This is a genomic window from Nocardioides ferulae (assembly GCF_003660455.1).
Classification (GTDB): Bacteria; Actinomycetota; Actinomycetes; order Propionibacteriales; family Nocardioidaceae; genus Nocardioides; species Nocardioides ferulae.
Window position 1 is genome coordinate 40,587 of the sequence record NZ_QZVR01000012.1, and the last position, 13,811, is coordinate 54,397.

Here is a 13,811-nt window from a genome sequence, read left to right on the forward strand (position 1 = left end):
TGAGCGGCCGGAGCGGTGGGTAGGCCGTGGGTTATGGCAGACAGCTTCGACACCGGACCGGCCGCGACCCGGCTGGTGGAGTCCGACCCGTTCTGGGCGGTGGTCCGCCGCCGCCATCCGGACGTCGACATCGCGCTGCTGCCACCGCCGCCCGCCGCCGACCTCAGCGGGCCGGCCACCCCCGAGCTGCCGGCGCTCGAGCGCGACGAGGCCGCCGCCCGGTTCGACGCCGAGACGGCGGCGCTGTGGCGTCGGCTGGTCGGCGAGCGTGACCCCGACGAGCAGCGGGCCCGGTGGTTCGCGGCCGAGGGCGACGTCGAGCGCTACGAGACCACCTGGCGGATCGACGGCGCCGACCCGGTGACCGCGGTGGCCGCGATCGAGGCGGCCGCGGCGACGCTGCGCGACGACGGGTGGCACGTGCTGGCCCCACCCGACGGGATGCCGCGGGTGCTCGCCAGCCGCCCGGCCGACGGGGGCCGCGACGAGCTGCAGCTGGTGCTCGCCCCGGCCGAGGCCCGCCTGGTGCTGCGCCTGCGCACCAGCCCGGTCCGCCTCACCCCCGGCGCCCCGGCCCAGAAGGGCGAGGTGCGATGACCGACCTCTACGGCGTCGTCCCGGAGCCGCTCGCGTTCGCCGCGCGCGACTGGGGCGACCTGGCCGAGCTGATGGAGCGGTCGTCGAGCGACCTGGGCGGCCAGGGTGTGGGGGCGCTGGCGCCGAGCGTGCAGGCCGCGGCGTCCGCGTTCCTGACCGCGTGGGCGGGCTACGCCGGCGAGAGCGCCGCGATCGCGCGCGGCTTCTCGTCCGCGCTCGACGCGCTGGTCGCCGACGCGACGCACACCGACGACGCCATCGACACCCACTTCGGAGGCATCGACGCACGGCTGGGACCGGCGCGGTGACGGTCACGATCGAGGTGCCGGCCTCGCAGCCGACGATCCGCCGGCCCGAGGGGCAGCCGGGCGGGTCCGACACGCTGGCCGAGACGCTCTACACCGCGGCGAGCCGCTACGAGGAGTTCGCCGACGAGGCCGACCAGCTGCTGGCGCCGCGGGGGTTCTCCGGCCAGGGGCAGAACGCCTACCAGGCGGCCGGCGGCAAGGCGGCCGGCGAGCACCGGGCGATGGCGACCACGGTGGAGCGGGTGGCGCGGGCGGTCACGGCGTACGCCGACACCCTGCGCGACCTGCTGCGCGAGTGGCAGGAGCTGAGCGACCGCCAGGACGTGCTCGACGACCGCCGCACCGCGCTGATCGCCGACATCAACGCGACCACCGACGCCACCGAGGCCCAGATCGCGGCGCTGCGGGAGCGGGCGAGCGCGCTGGCCGCCGACTACGCCGAGCTGGTCACCGACCACGACGGGCTGCACCGCCGGGTGCGCGCCAACGAGGACCTCCTGCGCCAGGTGTTCGAGTCGGCGACGTCGCTCGACGAGGCGCTGTCGGCCGACGGGGGAGTGCCCGAGTTCGCACAGCAGGCGATGGACCGTCCGGGGGCGCCCGGCAGCGGGGCGACGCCGGAGGAGACCCGGGCCTGGTGGGAGGACCTCAGCGAGGCCGAGCGCGAGGCGGTCGTCTCGTCGTACCCCGGCCTGGTCGGCTCGGCCGACGGGCTGCCCGCCGACGCCCGCGACCAGGCCAACCGGGTGCTGCTCGACGACGACCTGGCGACCCTGGGAAGCAAGGCCGACGACGGGCTGATCACGCCCGCGGAGCAGAAGGTGCTCGACAACGCGCGGGCGGCGCAGCAGGCGATGGCCGACGCCGACTCGTTCGAGGACCCGATCACCGGCGAGCGGCCGGGCGGGCAGCTGTGGCTCTACGACCCGAGCGCGTTCGACGGCGACGGCCGGGTGGCGGTCGCGGTCGGCGACCTCGACACCGCCGATGACGTGGCGGTGTTCACGCCGGGCATCACCACCGAGATGAGCGACGTGCCGGGCTACACCGATCAGATGCAGAACCTCTATGAGTCGACCCGCTACAACGGCGACGGCTCGAGCGTGGCGACGATGTTCTGGCTGGGCTACAACACCCCCGAGGGCGCGATCGACTGGGACACGATGACCGAGGGGCGGGCCGCCGACGGCGGGGAGCGGCTCGCCGACGCCGTCGACGGGCTGCGCGCCTCCCGGCCCGACGACCCGGCCCACATGACGGCGATCGGTCACAGCTATGGGTCGACGACGACCTCCTACGCGGCCGCTGACCACGACCTCGACGTCGACGACGTGGCGCTGATCGGCAGCCCGGGCGCGGGCCCGGCCGACCACGCATCCGACTTCAGTGTCGGCCAGGAGCACGTCTACGTGGGTCGCGACAGTCGCGACTTCGTGGCGGTGCTGGGCGACGAGGGCTGGATCGGCAAGGGCGGGCTGGGGCTGGGCACCGATCCGTCGTCGGAGGACTTCGACGCGACCCGTTTCGAGTCCGAGCGGGAGGATCGCGGCAGCACCCGCCTCGACGGCGACGCGCACAGCTCCTACCTGGCGCACGACACCGAGTCGCTTTACAACCTGGGGCTGATCGTCGACGGGCACGGCGACCAGGTCAACACCGCATCGCAGAGCTACGACCCGTGGTACGACGTGCCGCAGGACCCCGAGTGGGACCGCGACCCGAGCTCTGGCGTGCCGGGGCAGTCGCAGACCCGCGACCCGGGGCAGCCGTGACCCGCTTCGGTGGTCGAGCCGCCGCCGTTGGTCGAGCGTCCTCCGTTGGTCGAGCCGCGAGCGCTAGCGAGCGAGTCGAGACCCCCGCACCCGCGCGCCGGCCGTCTCCCGTGCTCGTGGCCGTCCTCCTGCTAGGACTGGTGACCATGTTCGGTTGTGACCGCGAGCCCGACCCCGAGAAGGCCGCCGACGAGGTGGCGGCGGCGCGCTCCGCGGTGCAGGAGTCGTTGCGCTCGGTGGTGGCGATCGCCGAGGACGCGGGCGTGCGGGTGCCCCAGGCCGGCGGGGAGTGGTCGACCTGCGGGGTCAACCCGACCCGCATGGAGTACGCCGCCGGCGGCACCGCCGAGCCCACGGACCGGCCGGTGGCCGAGGTGATCGAGTCGCTGACCGTCGCGCTCGAGGACGACGGCTGGGAGGTCGAGAACGCCGGCACCGGGCCCGAGCCGTACGCCGTGCTGACGCGCGACGGCCTGCGCGCCAGCCTGGGCCTCTCCCGCCGGGTCGACACGAGGGGGCAGCTGTCGTTGGGCGTCGTCAGCGACTGCGTTCACACGACCCGCGAGCAGGACCAGTTGCTGGGCGAGAAGGACGCGGTCATCTGATGACGCCACCGAGGGCCGAGGAGGTCTCGCGGCAACCGTCTGGCCACCCGGGCGTGGGCGCCCCGGTCGCGCATCCGCGCGCGGTGCCGGCGCTGGTCTTCGGCGTCCTGGGCACCGCCCCGTGCCTGGCGTTCTTCGCGCCGGTGGCGCTGTGGCTGGGGCGGACCGCGCTCTCCGAGATCGACCGATCCCACGGTCAGTGGGGCGGGCGGGGTCTGGCAATGGCCGGCTACGTGCTCGGCGTGATCGGGACCCTTCTGGTGCTGCTGTTCGCCGGCTGGCTGGCGATGCTCTGGGTGATGAGGGGCTGAGCGCGAGGCCTCTTCCCCTGACCCCCGCGCGGTGCCTAGCGTGGATGGTCCACCACATTGAGGGGGACGCCATGGAGCTCTCGAGCGAGGCCCGGAGCCTGGTCGACCAGATCGACCAGCTCTCCGCCACGGAGAAGAAGACCGCGGTCAAGGAGGTGCAGCGGGCGAACCCCGACCTCTTCCCGACCGGCGACGCGCACCGCACGAAGATCTGGATGACGCTGCTGATCGGACTGATGTCGCTGGCCGGGGTCGCGATCGTCGCGACGGTGATCATGGGCCTGGAGGGCGAGGACATGAGCGGCCTGCTGGCGATCCCGTCGGCGGTGGTCGCGGGCGTGATCGGGCTGTTCGCGAAGTCGCCGACGAGCGGCTAGAGCAAGCCGGGTGGGCTGGTCCCCGACGACTCGGTCAGACGATGCAACTGCCCGGGGAGTGGTTGCCGCCCACCACGGTGGTCGCCGACAGCCTGGCCTTCTCGGTCGAGGTGGGCACCGCGGTGCCGGTGTCGAAGGTCCAGTTCGTCAGTCGCAACCGATAGCGGTCGCCGGCATCGGTGCCGCCGCCGATCGACTCCCAGGTCTGCAGCCCGCCCGCCGCGCATCGGAAGCCGTAGTACTCCCGCGAGCCGACACCTGCGGTCAGCAGCACGAACGGCTCGCCGTCCGTGGTGCGCACGAGGACGAGCTCGTCGTCGACGACCGTGAAGAGGTGGAACCCGGCGCCGTCACCGGCGTTGTCGGCCGGGTCGCCGATCACCTCGGCGTGTCCGTCGCGGTTGATGTCCAGTCCCGAGAGCGCCTCGGCGCCCTGCCAGTCGAAGTCGTCGTTGCGCGGCGCGGTGGCGGTCAGCGTCTCGGTGGTCGTGACGACCCGCACCTGGTAGGCGCTGCCGCCGTCGGCCGACCGTTGGGTGATCCGGTCAGCGGCACCGTCACCGTCCACGTCGTCGTACGCCGCTCCTCGCGGGCCGAGCTGCACCGGGCGGGTCTCGGCCCAGGCGGCGGGGCCGTCCTGGAAGTACCACCCCGTGCGGGCCCGGAGCATGCCGGTGTCGTCGCCGAGGCACGTCTGCGGGATCTCGAACCGCAGCCGCCGCTTGCGCATCTGCCAGGCGACGTCCAGGTCCGGGCACCGGACGCGGCGGTACTCCGCTTCGACGCCGCTGTACTTGCCCAGCCGGGCGCGGGAGCCGCGGAAGGCCGTCACCACGAGGCCCGAGTCATTCCAGTCGGGGTACAGGAAGTTGCCCCAGTCGCGATAGCCGGTGTCGAGCTCGAGATCCACCGCACCCTTGTCGATGTGGCGCATCCCGCGGATCCGCTGCACGACCACGACCGATCCCAGGGAGTTGTCGACGGTGAGCTTGCCGAACTTCACCTTGCGGGCGAAACCCTCACCCGGCGCGCTCGCGGAGTCCGACGTGGCGGGCCCGGCCGCAGCCACCAGCGCGGTCGCCACTGCCAGGCAGGCCGCCGCGATGGTGCGACCGCGACTTGCTCGATGACTGGTTCGCTTCATGTGTCCCCCCCGCAGTGGTGTCCGCCCAGGCGACTGGGCTGGGCACCAGCGTGCCACCGCGCTCGGGCCCGTCACCAGGCATTCGGGGGAGTCAGCTGCCCCCGCCGCTGCGCCGCCACAGCAGCACGTCGCCGCCGGACGGGTCGTCGTCGGTGAGGTTGTCGGCGGTGGAGAGGAACACCACGGTGTCGCCGTCGCCGTCCAGCGCCGGGTAGAACGACCAACCGTCGCCCACCTCGCCGTTCTGCGTTCCACCGTCGGTGAAGGCCTGGCTGATCGTGCGTCGCTCGCCGGTGTCGGCGTCGTGGAGCTCGACCTGCAGGTCGGCGCCGTCCGCGCCGCTGCCCACGGCGTACGCCGTGTAGCGGCCGTCGCCGGACACGCGCGGCCGGTTGCCGTGCCAGCCGGTCCACGGCTGCCACAGGGTGGCGTCGTCGGCGATGAGGGTGAGCCGAGCGTCGTGCCAGCGGTAGAGCCGGGTGTGGGTGCCGGCCTCGCCGAGCAGCGGCGTCCGGGTGAGGAACACCGCCGTGCCGCCGTCCCCGGAGAGCGCCGCGGTCTCGGCCAACCCGTCCTCGGCGGGCAAACCTCGCCGGTCGGCGGAGATCAGGGTCCACTCGCCATTGTTCCGGTCGAGCAGGTAGGCCTGGCGGCTGCTTTCGTCGACAGCCTCGAGCAGCAGGCGGGTGCCGTCGTCGCTGACCTGCGCCCGGATCGGACGCACGCCGTCCGGCACCGCGATCCGGCTGCGCTCGCGGGTGGCGGCGTCCCACCAGTACAGCCCGAGCCGTTGCGAGGCGTCCTCCTCGACCCACGCCACGGACCCGTCGCGGGTGACGTCGACCGACGACACCCCCTCGCGCTGCGCCGCGACGCGGGTGTAGCGGCCGGTGCTCCGGTCGTACAGCCAGACAGGAGCGCCGCTGTCACCCGAGAGGGCCACCCAGCGGGCGTCCGCGGAGAGCGCGAACTTCGGCTGGGAGATCGGCGATGTCGGTCCGAGGTTCCACACCGGCGGGGTGAGCCGCTCGGTGGCGCCGGTACCGATGTCCTGCACGTGGACGAAGCCCACCTGGGTGTCGGGGTCGGCGAGCCACCAGGCGGCGACGGCGCCGTCGGCGGAGAGCTCCGGCACCTCGGCCCAGTAGTTGCCGCCGTCGCGGTCGAGCTCTGCGGTGAGGTTGGTCAGCGACCCCGGCAGGTCGCCGTCCCCGAAGGCCCAGCGGCCGGAGGCGATGATCCACGGGTCGTCGTAGTTGTCCCAGATGTCGAGGTCGTCGGACTCGAGTTCGAGGGCGTCGACGTCGATGCCACCGGTGACGCCGAGCCCGAGGCCGAGCGACCACTCGCCGGCGGCCTCGGGGCCGTCCTGGGCGGAGGCATCGAGCGCGGCGTCCCCGAGCAGCGCGCCCCGCAGCCCGAGGTGGGGGCCGACCAGGCCGTAGAGCAGCAGCGTGGCCTCGGCGGTGACGCCGAGCTCGGCGTGGGCGGAGCCGTCGAAGTTCGGTCCGATCCGCTCCAGGGTGGGCGGGTCGACGTCGTGGTCGCCGTAGCCGCCGCTCTCGCGGTCCCAGCCGACCTCCGCGGAGACGCCCATGCTCTGCCGGTAGCCGTACTCGGCCTCCGCGTGCGCCTCGACCAGTCCGTCGGCGTAGAACTGCAGCTGTGGTGTGAAGACCACGGGCACGGGCCCGGCCCAGACCGTGAACGTGCGGAACTCGAGCGGGTCGGCGAGCAGCTCGGTCTCGTCGAGGGTGCAGCTGGCGTCGCCGGTGGCGGTGGCGATCAGGTGGGCGGACTGGTCGGCGGTGGCGTAGGCGCGAGCGTGGTCGAGCTCGCCTCCGTCCCAGCCCCAGTCCCAGCCGGCCTCGAACCCGATCTCGGCGGCGATCTCGAAGCCGCCTTCGACGACGAGCTGGCCGCCGGCCTCGCAGGCGACGTTCTCGCCGAGGGCGTCGAGGTCGGTGAAGAGGGAGTCGGCGGAGCCGTCGCTGTCGCGGCGGTCGGTCGCGCGCTTGACCGCGCGGGCGGTCGGGGTGGTGCCGCGCAGCTGGTCGGCTGAGAGGGTGCGCGGGGCGGTGGCGAGCTGGGCCTCGGCGACCGCATCGAGGAGGCTGGCGCCTTCGGGGTCGACGGTGAGCCGGGCGCCTCCGTCTGCGGCGGTCACATCGGTGACCCGCCCGAGCAGGCCGTAGGGCAGTTCCGGCGTGGGGCCGGCGACCAGCACGTCGCCCGCCTCGTAGCGGCGCGAGCCGTCGGGCGCGCCCGGCGTGGTGGGGGCGCTGCCGGTGGTCTCAACGATGACGGTGCCGTCGGGCTGGGTCTGCGCGTCGGCCACGTCGTCGGCGCTGGCGACCTGGGTGGTGGCGGGCACGGTCACCGCGTAGGAGACCGCGACGACGGCCGAGCGGCCGGTGCGGATGCGCGCGGCCTGCGTTGGCGTGCGGGGCCAGAGGACTCCCTGGTCGCCGAGGTCGATGCCGTGGCCGTCGACCTGCCAGCGTCCGCTGGCGGCGCGGCGCAGGGTGGTGGTCGCGGCGAGGGTGCGGCGGCGACCGTCGGGGGCGCGGACGACGACGCGGGGGCCGGGACGCGGGACGACACCCTCACCCGAGGATTTCGGCACGCCGCGGTGATTATCGGCAGCCGTCAGGGTCGTCCGCAGGAGTTCGCGCGCACTATCGGCGGAGGTGAGTCGTGTGCTCCACGACGCGCCCCAGCGCGTTCTCAGGCACACGACCCCGGCGGCGACGACCAGCGCACTACCCCAGGTACGCCGCGTCCTCCTCGACGCCGGACTCCACCCGCCGCAGGTCGACGGCGACCATCTCGGCGACCAGTTCCTGGAACGAGACCGTCGCCCGCCAGCCGAGCACCTCGGCGGCGGGCTCGGGGTCGCCGACGAGCACGTCGCTGTCCGCGGGCCGCACCAGCGCGGGGTCCTGGGAGACGTACGACCACGGGTCGCCGAGCCCCGCAGCGTCGAACGCACAGACCAGCAGGTCCTCGAGCGTGTGCGGCACGCCGGTGGCCAGGGTCAGGTCGGCCGGCTCGTCGAGCGCCAGCATCGCGGCCATCGCGGCGACGTACTCCCGGGCGGCACCCCAGTCGCGGGTGACCGCGAGGTTGCCCAGCGCCAGCGACGAACGGCGGCCGAGGGCGATCTCGGCGGCGGCGCGGGTGATCTTGCGGGTGACGAACCGCGGCGCGCGCAGCGGGCTCTCGTGGTTGAACAGGGTGGCGGCGCAGGCGAACAGCCCGTGCCGCTCGCGCGCGTCGACGACGGCGGCGCGGGCCCGTGCCTTGCTGCGGGCGTACGGCGACCCGGCGGCGCTGCCGAGCTCCTCCGCCGACGACGCCTGGAAGAACCGCACTTCCCGGCCGGTGGCGGCCTGGTGCGCGACGATCGCCGAGAGCATCCGCTCGACCGCGGCGCCGTTGACCTCCATCACCAGGTCGGGCTGGTCCCAGGAGGCGCCGACGGAGGAGAACCCGGCCAGGTTGTAGACCTCGTCGGGGCGCACGTCGGCGAGCACCGCGGCGAACCCGTCGGTGTCGCGCACGTCGAGGTCGACGCCGACCACGCCGTCGAGGTAGCAGCGCATGGCGGCGAACTCGCCGGCGCCGGGACGCACGGTGCCGACCACCCGTCGCCCGAGCCCGCGCAGGTGCCGGGCGAGCAGGACGCCGTCCTGCCCGGCGACGCCGGTGACCAGCGCGGTCCGCACGGCGGAGGTCACGTGCCGATCAGCCGGGCCATCTGCTCGAGGTCGGCCTCGACCATGAGCCGGGCCAGCGCCATCGCGTCGGTCTGGGCCTCCCAGCCGAGCACCTCGCGGGCCTTGCTGGGGTCGCCGATCAGCGCGTCGACCTCGGTGGGCCGCTCGAACTGCTTGTCGTAGACGACGAAGTCCTCCCAGTCGAGGCCGGCCTGGGCGAAGGCGGCCTCGCAGAACTGCCGCACGCTGAAGCCCTTGCCGGTGGCGAGCACGTAGTCCTGCGGGACGTCGTGCTGCAGCATCCGCCACATGCCCTCGACGTACTCCGGTGCGTAGCCCCAGTCGCGGACCGCCTCGAGGTTGCCCAGGTGCAGCTCGTCGGCGACGCCGAGCTTGATCGCGGCGACGCCGAGGGTGATCTTGCGGGTCACGAAGCTCTCGCCGCGGCGGGGGGACTCGTGGTTGAACAGGATCCCGGAGACCGCGAACAGGTCGTAGGCCTCGCGGTAGTTGACCGTCACCCAGTGGGAGTAGAGCTTGGCGGCGCCGTAGGGGGAGCGGGGGTAGAAGGGGCTGGCCTCGTTCTGCGGCGGGGGCGTGGCGCCGAACATCTCGGAGGTGGACGCCTGGTAGTAGCGGCAGTCGATGTCGGCGGCGCGGATCGCCTCGAGCAGCCGCAAGGTGCCGACGGCGTCGGTGGAGGCGGTGTACTCCGGCATCTCGAAGGAGACCTTGACGTGGCTCTGGGCGCCGAGGTTGTAGACCTCGTGCGGCTCGATCTCGCGGATCAGGTTGACCAGGCCGACGCCGTCGGTGAGGTCGCCGTAGTGCAGATGCAATTCACTGTTCGGGTGCAGGTGGTCGATCCGGCCGCGGTTGAGGGTGGAGGCCCGGCGCACCAGGCCGTGCACCTCGTAGCCCTTGCCGAGCAGGAGCTCGGCGAGGTAGGAACCGTCCTGGCCGGTGATGCCCGTGATGAACGCACGCTTGGTCACGCATACCCCCGTAAGTACTTGGTTCGACGAGTCTAATGGACTGCACCGCCTGTGCCGCCAGCGCACGTCCGCCGACGCTCCATCTTGATATACGAGACGATCGTCCATATGTCGGTACGTCGGTTCACGTGGTGGCTGCGCGCTGCCCTACGGTTGTCGACATGTCCTCGACCATGCTCACGAAGCGCCGCGCAGTGGACCACTGCCGCGTGCGCTCGTCGCTGTGTCGAATGCCCTGACGGGCGGTCCACGTAGGTCGAGCCGGCGCCCTCGGTGGTCGAGCTTGCCGAGACCCGCCGTAGGTCGAGCCGCGAGGAGTTCTCCCGCTGGTCGAGCCGCGAGCGCGCGCTAGCGCGCGATGCGAGTCGAGACCCGGTGAGGTGCGCGCAGACCTGCGCCACGGCCGCCCGTGCCCGGAACAGCCCATCCCCCTCCCGGCGCCCAGGAGCGACATGTCCACCACCCGCACACACGTGCCCACCCCCACCTCCACCGAGGCCCGCCCGGGCCTCGACCCCCGCGGCCCGCAGTTCGCGGCCGCCCTCACCTCACTCGTCCTGATCGCGGTGCTCGCCACCGCCCCGCACCCGGTGGCGATCGCGCTGCTCGCCGCCCAGGCCGTGATCTTCGGCCTGGGAGCGGCCTGGGGCGTGCAGAACACCCCGTACTCGCTGCTCTTCCGCACCCTGGTACGGCCCCGCCTGGCGCCGCCGACCGAGCTGGAGGACCCGGCCCCGCCGCGCTTCGCCCAGGCCGTCGGCCTCGGCTTCGCCGTGGTCGGCCTGGCCGGCTTCCTGACCGGCGCCGACCTGGTCGGCCTGATCGCGACCGGCTTCGCCCTCGTCGCTGCCCTGCTGAACGCGGTCTTCCGCTTCTGCCTGGGCTGCGAGCTGTACCTGCTGATCAAGCGCGCCACCGCTGGTCGAGCCGCGAAGGCGCGCTAGCGCCTGATGCGAGTCGAGACCCCGTAAGCCGAACGCCGACCGCACCCACCGCTGGTCGAGCTTGCCGAGACCCAGCAACCCAAGAACCAACCCCAACCCCCACCCACCAAGCACCGAAGGAACATCCCCATGAGCCGCGACACCGCACTCGTCAGCACCCAGTGGGTCGAGGACCACCTCGACGACCCGAAGGTGGTGCTGATCGAGGTCGACGAAGACACCTCCGCCTACGACAAGGGCCACATCCGGGGCGCGATCAAGCTCGACTGGACGACCGACCTGCAGGACCAGGTGCGCCGCGACTTCGTCAACAAGCAGCAGTTCGAGGCGCTGCTCTCGGACCGCGGCGTCGCCAACGACGACACCGTGGTGCTCTACGGCGGCAACAACAACTGGTTCGCCGCATACGCCTACTGGTACTTCAAGCTCTACGGCCACGCTGACGTGAAGCTGATGGACGGCGGCCGCAAGAAGTGGGAGCTCGACTCGCGCGAGCTGGTGGCCGAGCTGCCGACCCGGGAGAAGACCTCCTACACCGCGTCGGAGCAGGACACCTCGATCCGCGCGTTCCGTGACGAGGTGATCGGCGCGATCGGCGTGCAGAACCTGATCGACGTCCGCAGCCCCGACGAGTACGCCGGCCGGCTGCTCGCCCCGGCGCACCTGCCGCAGGAGCAGTCGCAGCGCGCGGGCCACATCCCGACCTCGCGCAACGTGCCGTGGAGCAAGAACTGCAACGACGACGGCACCTTCAAGTCCGACGAGCAGCTCAAGGCCCTCTACGACGAGGTGGGCTTCGACGAGGGCAAGGACACGATCGCGCTGTGCCGCATCGGGGAGCGCTCGTCGCTGACCTGGTTCGTGCTGCACGAGCTGCTCGGCAAGGGGAACGTGAAGAACTACGACGGCTCCTGGACCGAGTACGGCTCGCTGGTCGGCGTCCCGGTGGTGCTCGGCGACGAGCCCGGGACCGCCTGACCCCGTCGCTGGTCGAGCCGCGAGCGCGCGCTAGCGCGCGATGCGAGTCGAGACCCCCGCACCCAAGGCAGGGCCTGAACCCGAGCCCTGCCTCCCAATCCCACGATCAGCAAGGAACCAGCATGTGCGGAGCAACTGAAGGCGGCCTCTCCCTCGACGGCGTCAACGTCGCCAAGGAGGCCGTCATCCAGGGTCAGGTGACGCGCGACGGCGAGCCCGTAGGCAACGCCTACGTTCGTCTGCTTGACGCCACCGGCGAGTTCACCGCCGAGGTCCCGACCTCGGCGTCGGGTCACTTCCGGTTCTTCGCCAAGAACGGCGAGTGGACACTGCGCACGCTCGCGCCTAAGGCCGAGCCTGTCGACCGAGCCGTCCGCGCCGCAATTGGCGAGGTCTCCGACCTAACCATCACCATTGGGACTGCTGCACCACGCCCGCGTCTGCCAGACCTCAGGTGAGTAACGGTCTGCTCGTGTCAAGGGGGCGGGCGGGCAGATGCGGCTGACCGCTCGTCGTCGGGCGGTTCGGGCGGGGTCGTGGCTGATCGGCGCTGGTGGCGTCCCGGCGGTGCTCACTGATGACTCAAGCTCGCCGGGCGGCTGATGCAACGGCGTGCGCGCTCGCGTGATGGGAGGGGCCCGGCGTCCTACTCAGAACGCGGTCCCGGACTGTCGGGCTGCAGAGTCAGTGCGACGTTGGTCCAGGCCCCCGCCACCAAGCACGGTCAGCTGGCGACCGGGGTGTTGCGGCGCGCGGCCGGCTGGGTCACCGTGGGATATGGCGGGCAGGTCACGTCGCTTTCGAATGTCGCTCGTCGACCAATGACGGGCCTGTCCGCCCTCGTCCTCCTCTCGCCGCGGGTCTCGACAGCTGTCGCGAAGCGTTCGGGGTCGTAGGTGCTCTGGGTGCGGATCAGGGCGAACGCGAGCCGGTGGGCACGGTGTCCGACCGCGATGTTGGCGACCTTGGGGCGCTTGCCTCGGGCCAGCAGGCTGCGCCGGTAGGCACCGAAGTGCGGGTCGTGCTGGGCCAACCCGCGCCCCATCTCGATGATCGCGTGGCGCAGCGCGGCCGATCCCTCACGGCCGATCCCGCCCCGGCGGTTGGTGCCCGCGGACTGGCAGTGGGAGGGGACGAGCCCGCTAGCCCGATAGGCGTGCTCGGCGGTCGGATATCGATCCGGGTCACCCAAAGCAGCGGCGTAGTCGGCTGCCCGCACGGCACCCACGCCAGGAAGGCTGGTCAGGATCCCGGCAGGGGTGGCGGCGAGTAGACCGGCGACGGTGGCATCGGTCGCGGCGAGTTCGCCGAACAGCTCGCTGAGTCGGGTGGCGTCGCTGCGCAGGATCGCCAGCCTGGCCTGGCGTTCTGGCTCTGGAAGACGCAACGACCGATGGGCAGCGTCGATGATTGCTCCAGCCTTCGGGCCCTCAAGCCGGATGCCGTTCTCGGCTGCGAGCATCCGCAGTGGGGGACGCTGAGGTTGGTCATGCAGTCGATGTCGGCGTCCAGGGACGTCAGGACGACCCAGAAGCTCTTGCGGTCCAGTGGGCCGCTCAAGCAGCCCTGCAGCGACCCGAAGACAAGGTCGAGGTTGGCCAGGAGTTGGTTGCCCAGCGCGACCCGCGCAGCCTGCTTGCGGTTGCGGTCCCCGACCCATGCCTGCAGCCCTGGGATGGCGTCGACATCACTGCAGCGCGTTCGACCGGCGCCACGGATCAGCAGCTCGATCATCGCCGCAGCGTCCCGAGTCCGACTTCAGCAGGCGATAGCCCATCTGAGTCCGGGCAGCGTGGACCTGGGCCGGAGACAGGTCGACGGTGTCCCAACCTGCCGACCTCAGGTCAAGTCCCGGGGCGTGGTGTACGAGGTTGATCCTTCGGTTGGGCGTGTCGCTCAGGCCGTGAGGGCCTGGAGCTCGGGTTCGGTCACCTCCTCGACGAGGTTGTCGACGGCTTGCGCCCTGGTCAGGACGTCGAGTCCGAGGTAGCGGCGCCCTTCTGCCCATTCGTCGTGCTGCTCGGCCAGGACGGCGCCGACGAGCCGGATGATGCTGGCTCG

Annotated in this window: 14 protein-coding genes and 1 pseudogene; 9 read left to right on the forward strand and 6 right to left on the reverse strand. The window is 72.3% G+C overall.

Annotated features, from left to right (window positions below):
* The first annotated feature begins 33 nt into the window (after positions 1 to 33).
* From D6B71_RS14485 to D6B71_RS14515, 6 genes are all read left to right on the forward strand, one after another.
* Positions 34 to 597 carry a hypothetical protein gene (locus D6B71_RS14485; protein WP_121256264.1) on the forward strand — a complete coding sequence of 188 codons (564 nt, stop codon included), beginning with the start codon at positions 34 to 36 and terminating at the stop codon, positions 595 to 597.
* On the forward strand, positions 594 to 905 hold the full coding sequence (locus tag D6B71_RS14490) for a hypothetical protein (RefSeq protein ID WP_121256266.1): 312 nt from the start codon (positions 594 to 596) through the stop codon (positions 903 to 905). Before D6B71_RS14485 ends, D6B71_RS14490 begins: the two co-directional genes overlap by 4 nt.
* Positions 902 to 2,677, forward strand: coding sequence for an alpha/beta hydrolase (locus D6B71_RS14495; RefSeq protein ID WP_121256268.1), 1,776 nt, complete (start codon positions 902 to 904; stop codon positions 2,675 to 2,677). Before D6B71_RS14490 ends, D6B71_RS14495 begins: the two co-directional genes overlap by 4 nt.
* Positions 2,678 to 2,823: 146 nt before the next feature.
* Positions 2,824 to 3,282 carry a hypothetical protein gene (locus D6B71_RS22845; RefSeq protein WP_164519682.1) on the forward strand — a complete coding sequence of 153 codons (459 nt, stop codon included), beginning with the start codon at positions 2,824 to 2,826 and terminating at the stop codon, positions 3,280 to 3,282.
* Positions 3,282 to 3,593: a DUF4190 domain-containing protein gene (locus D6B71_RS14510; protein ID WP_121256274.1), complete on the forward strand. Its 312-nt coding sequence runs from the start codon at positions 3,282 to 3,284 to the stop codon at positions 3,591 to 3,593. The genes D6B71_RS22845 and D6B71_RS14510 overlap by 1 nt, the downstream gene beginning before the upstream one ends.
* Before the next feature lie 71 nt (positions 3,594 to 3,664).
* The gene (locus tag D6B71_RS14515) at positions 3,665 to 3,970 is read left to right on the forward strand and encodes a hypothetical protein (protein WP_121256276.1); all 306 of its coding nucleotides are present in this window, start codon (positions 3,665 to 3,667) and stop codon (positions 3,968 to 3,970) included.
* Between the two features lie 34 nt (positions 3,971 to 4,004).
* On the opposite strand, the gene D6B71_RS14520 is transcribed toward D6B71_RS14515, so the two are convergent.
* The 4 genes from D6B71_RS14520 to gmd form a co-directional block, all read right to left on the reverse strand.
* A complete protein-coding gene (locus tag D6B71_RS14520) occupies positions 4,005 to 5,114 on the reverse strand; it encodes a hypothetical protein (RefSeq protein WP_126688285.1) in 1,110 nt (369 codons plus the stop codon).
* 91 nt (positions 5,115 to 5,205) lie between these two features.
* Complete coding sequence (locus D6B71_RS14525; RefSeq protein ID WP_121256281.1) at positions 5,206 to 7,740, reverse strand: TolB family protein; 2,535 nt, start codon at positions 7,738 to 7,740, stop codon at positions 5,206 to 5,208.
* A gap of 136 nt (positions 7,741 to 7,876) precedes the next feature.
* A complete protein-coding gene (locus tag D6B71_RS14530) occupies positions 7,877 to 8,854 on the reverse strand; it encodes a GDP-mannose 4,6-dehydratase (RefSeq protein ID WP_164519683.1) in 978 nt (325 codons plus the stop codon).
* Complete coding sequence (gmd, locus tag D6B71_RS14535) at positions 8,851 to 9,828, reverse strand: GDP-mannose 4,6-dehydratase (protein WP_121256285.1); 978 nt, start codon at positions 9,826 to 9,828, stop codon at positions 8,851 to 8,853. The genes D6B71_RS14530 and gmd overlap by 4 nt, the downstream gene beginning before the upstream one ends.
* Before the next feature lie 452 nt (positions 9,829 to 10,280).
* On the opposite strand from gmd, the gene D6B71_RS14540 reads away from it, so the two are divergent.
* The 3 genes from D6B71_RS14540 to D6B71_RS14550 all read left to right on the forward strand — a co-directional run bounded on the left by D6B71_RS14540 (position 10,281) and on the right by D6B71_RS14550 (position 12,208).
* Positions 10,281 to 10,772, forward strand: coding sequence for a DUF4395 domain-containing protein (locus D6B71_RS14540; RefSeq protein ID WP_121256287.1), 492 nt, complete (start codon positions 10,281 to 10,283; stop codon positions 10,770 to 10,772).
* Between the two features lie 129 nt (positions 10,773 to 10,901).
* The gene (locus D6B71_RS14545) at positions 10,902 to 11,750 is read left to right on the forward strand and encodes a sulfurtransferase (protein WP_121256289.1); all 849 of its coding nucleotides are present in this window, start codon (positions 10,902 to 10,904) and stop codon (positions 11,748 to 11,750) included.
* 122 nt (positions 11,751 to 11,872) lie between these two features.
* Entirely contained in the window at positions 11,873 to 12,208 is a 336-nt protein-coding gene (locus tag D6B71_RS14550; protein WP_121256291.1) for a DUF1416 domain-containing protein, read from the forward strand.
* A gap of 266 nt (positions 12,209 to 12,474) precedes the next feature.
* Here D6B71_RS14550 and D6B71_RS14555 read toward each other — a convergent pair whose 3' ends face one another.
* Together D6B71_RS14555 and D6B71_RS14560 are read right to left on the reverse strand one after the other, a co-directional pair.
* The gene (locus D6B71_RS14555; RefSeq protein WP_164519684.1) at positions 12,475 to 13,212 is read right to left on the reverse strand and encodes a transposase; all 738 of its coding nucleotides are present in this window, start codon (positions 13,210 to 13,212) and stop codon (positions 12,475 to 12,477) included.
* A 434-nt stretch (positions 13,213 to 13,646) separates the two neighbouring features.
* Positions 13,647 to 13,811, reverse strand: a pseudogene (locus tag D6B71_RS14560) (IS256 family transposase); the annotation flags it as partial.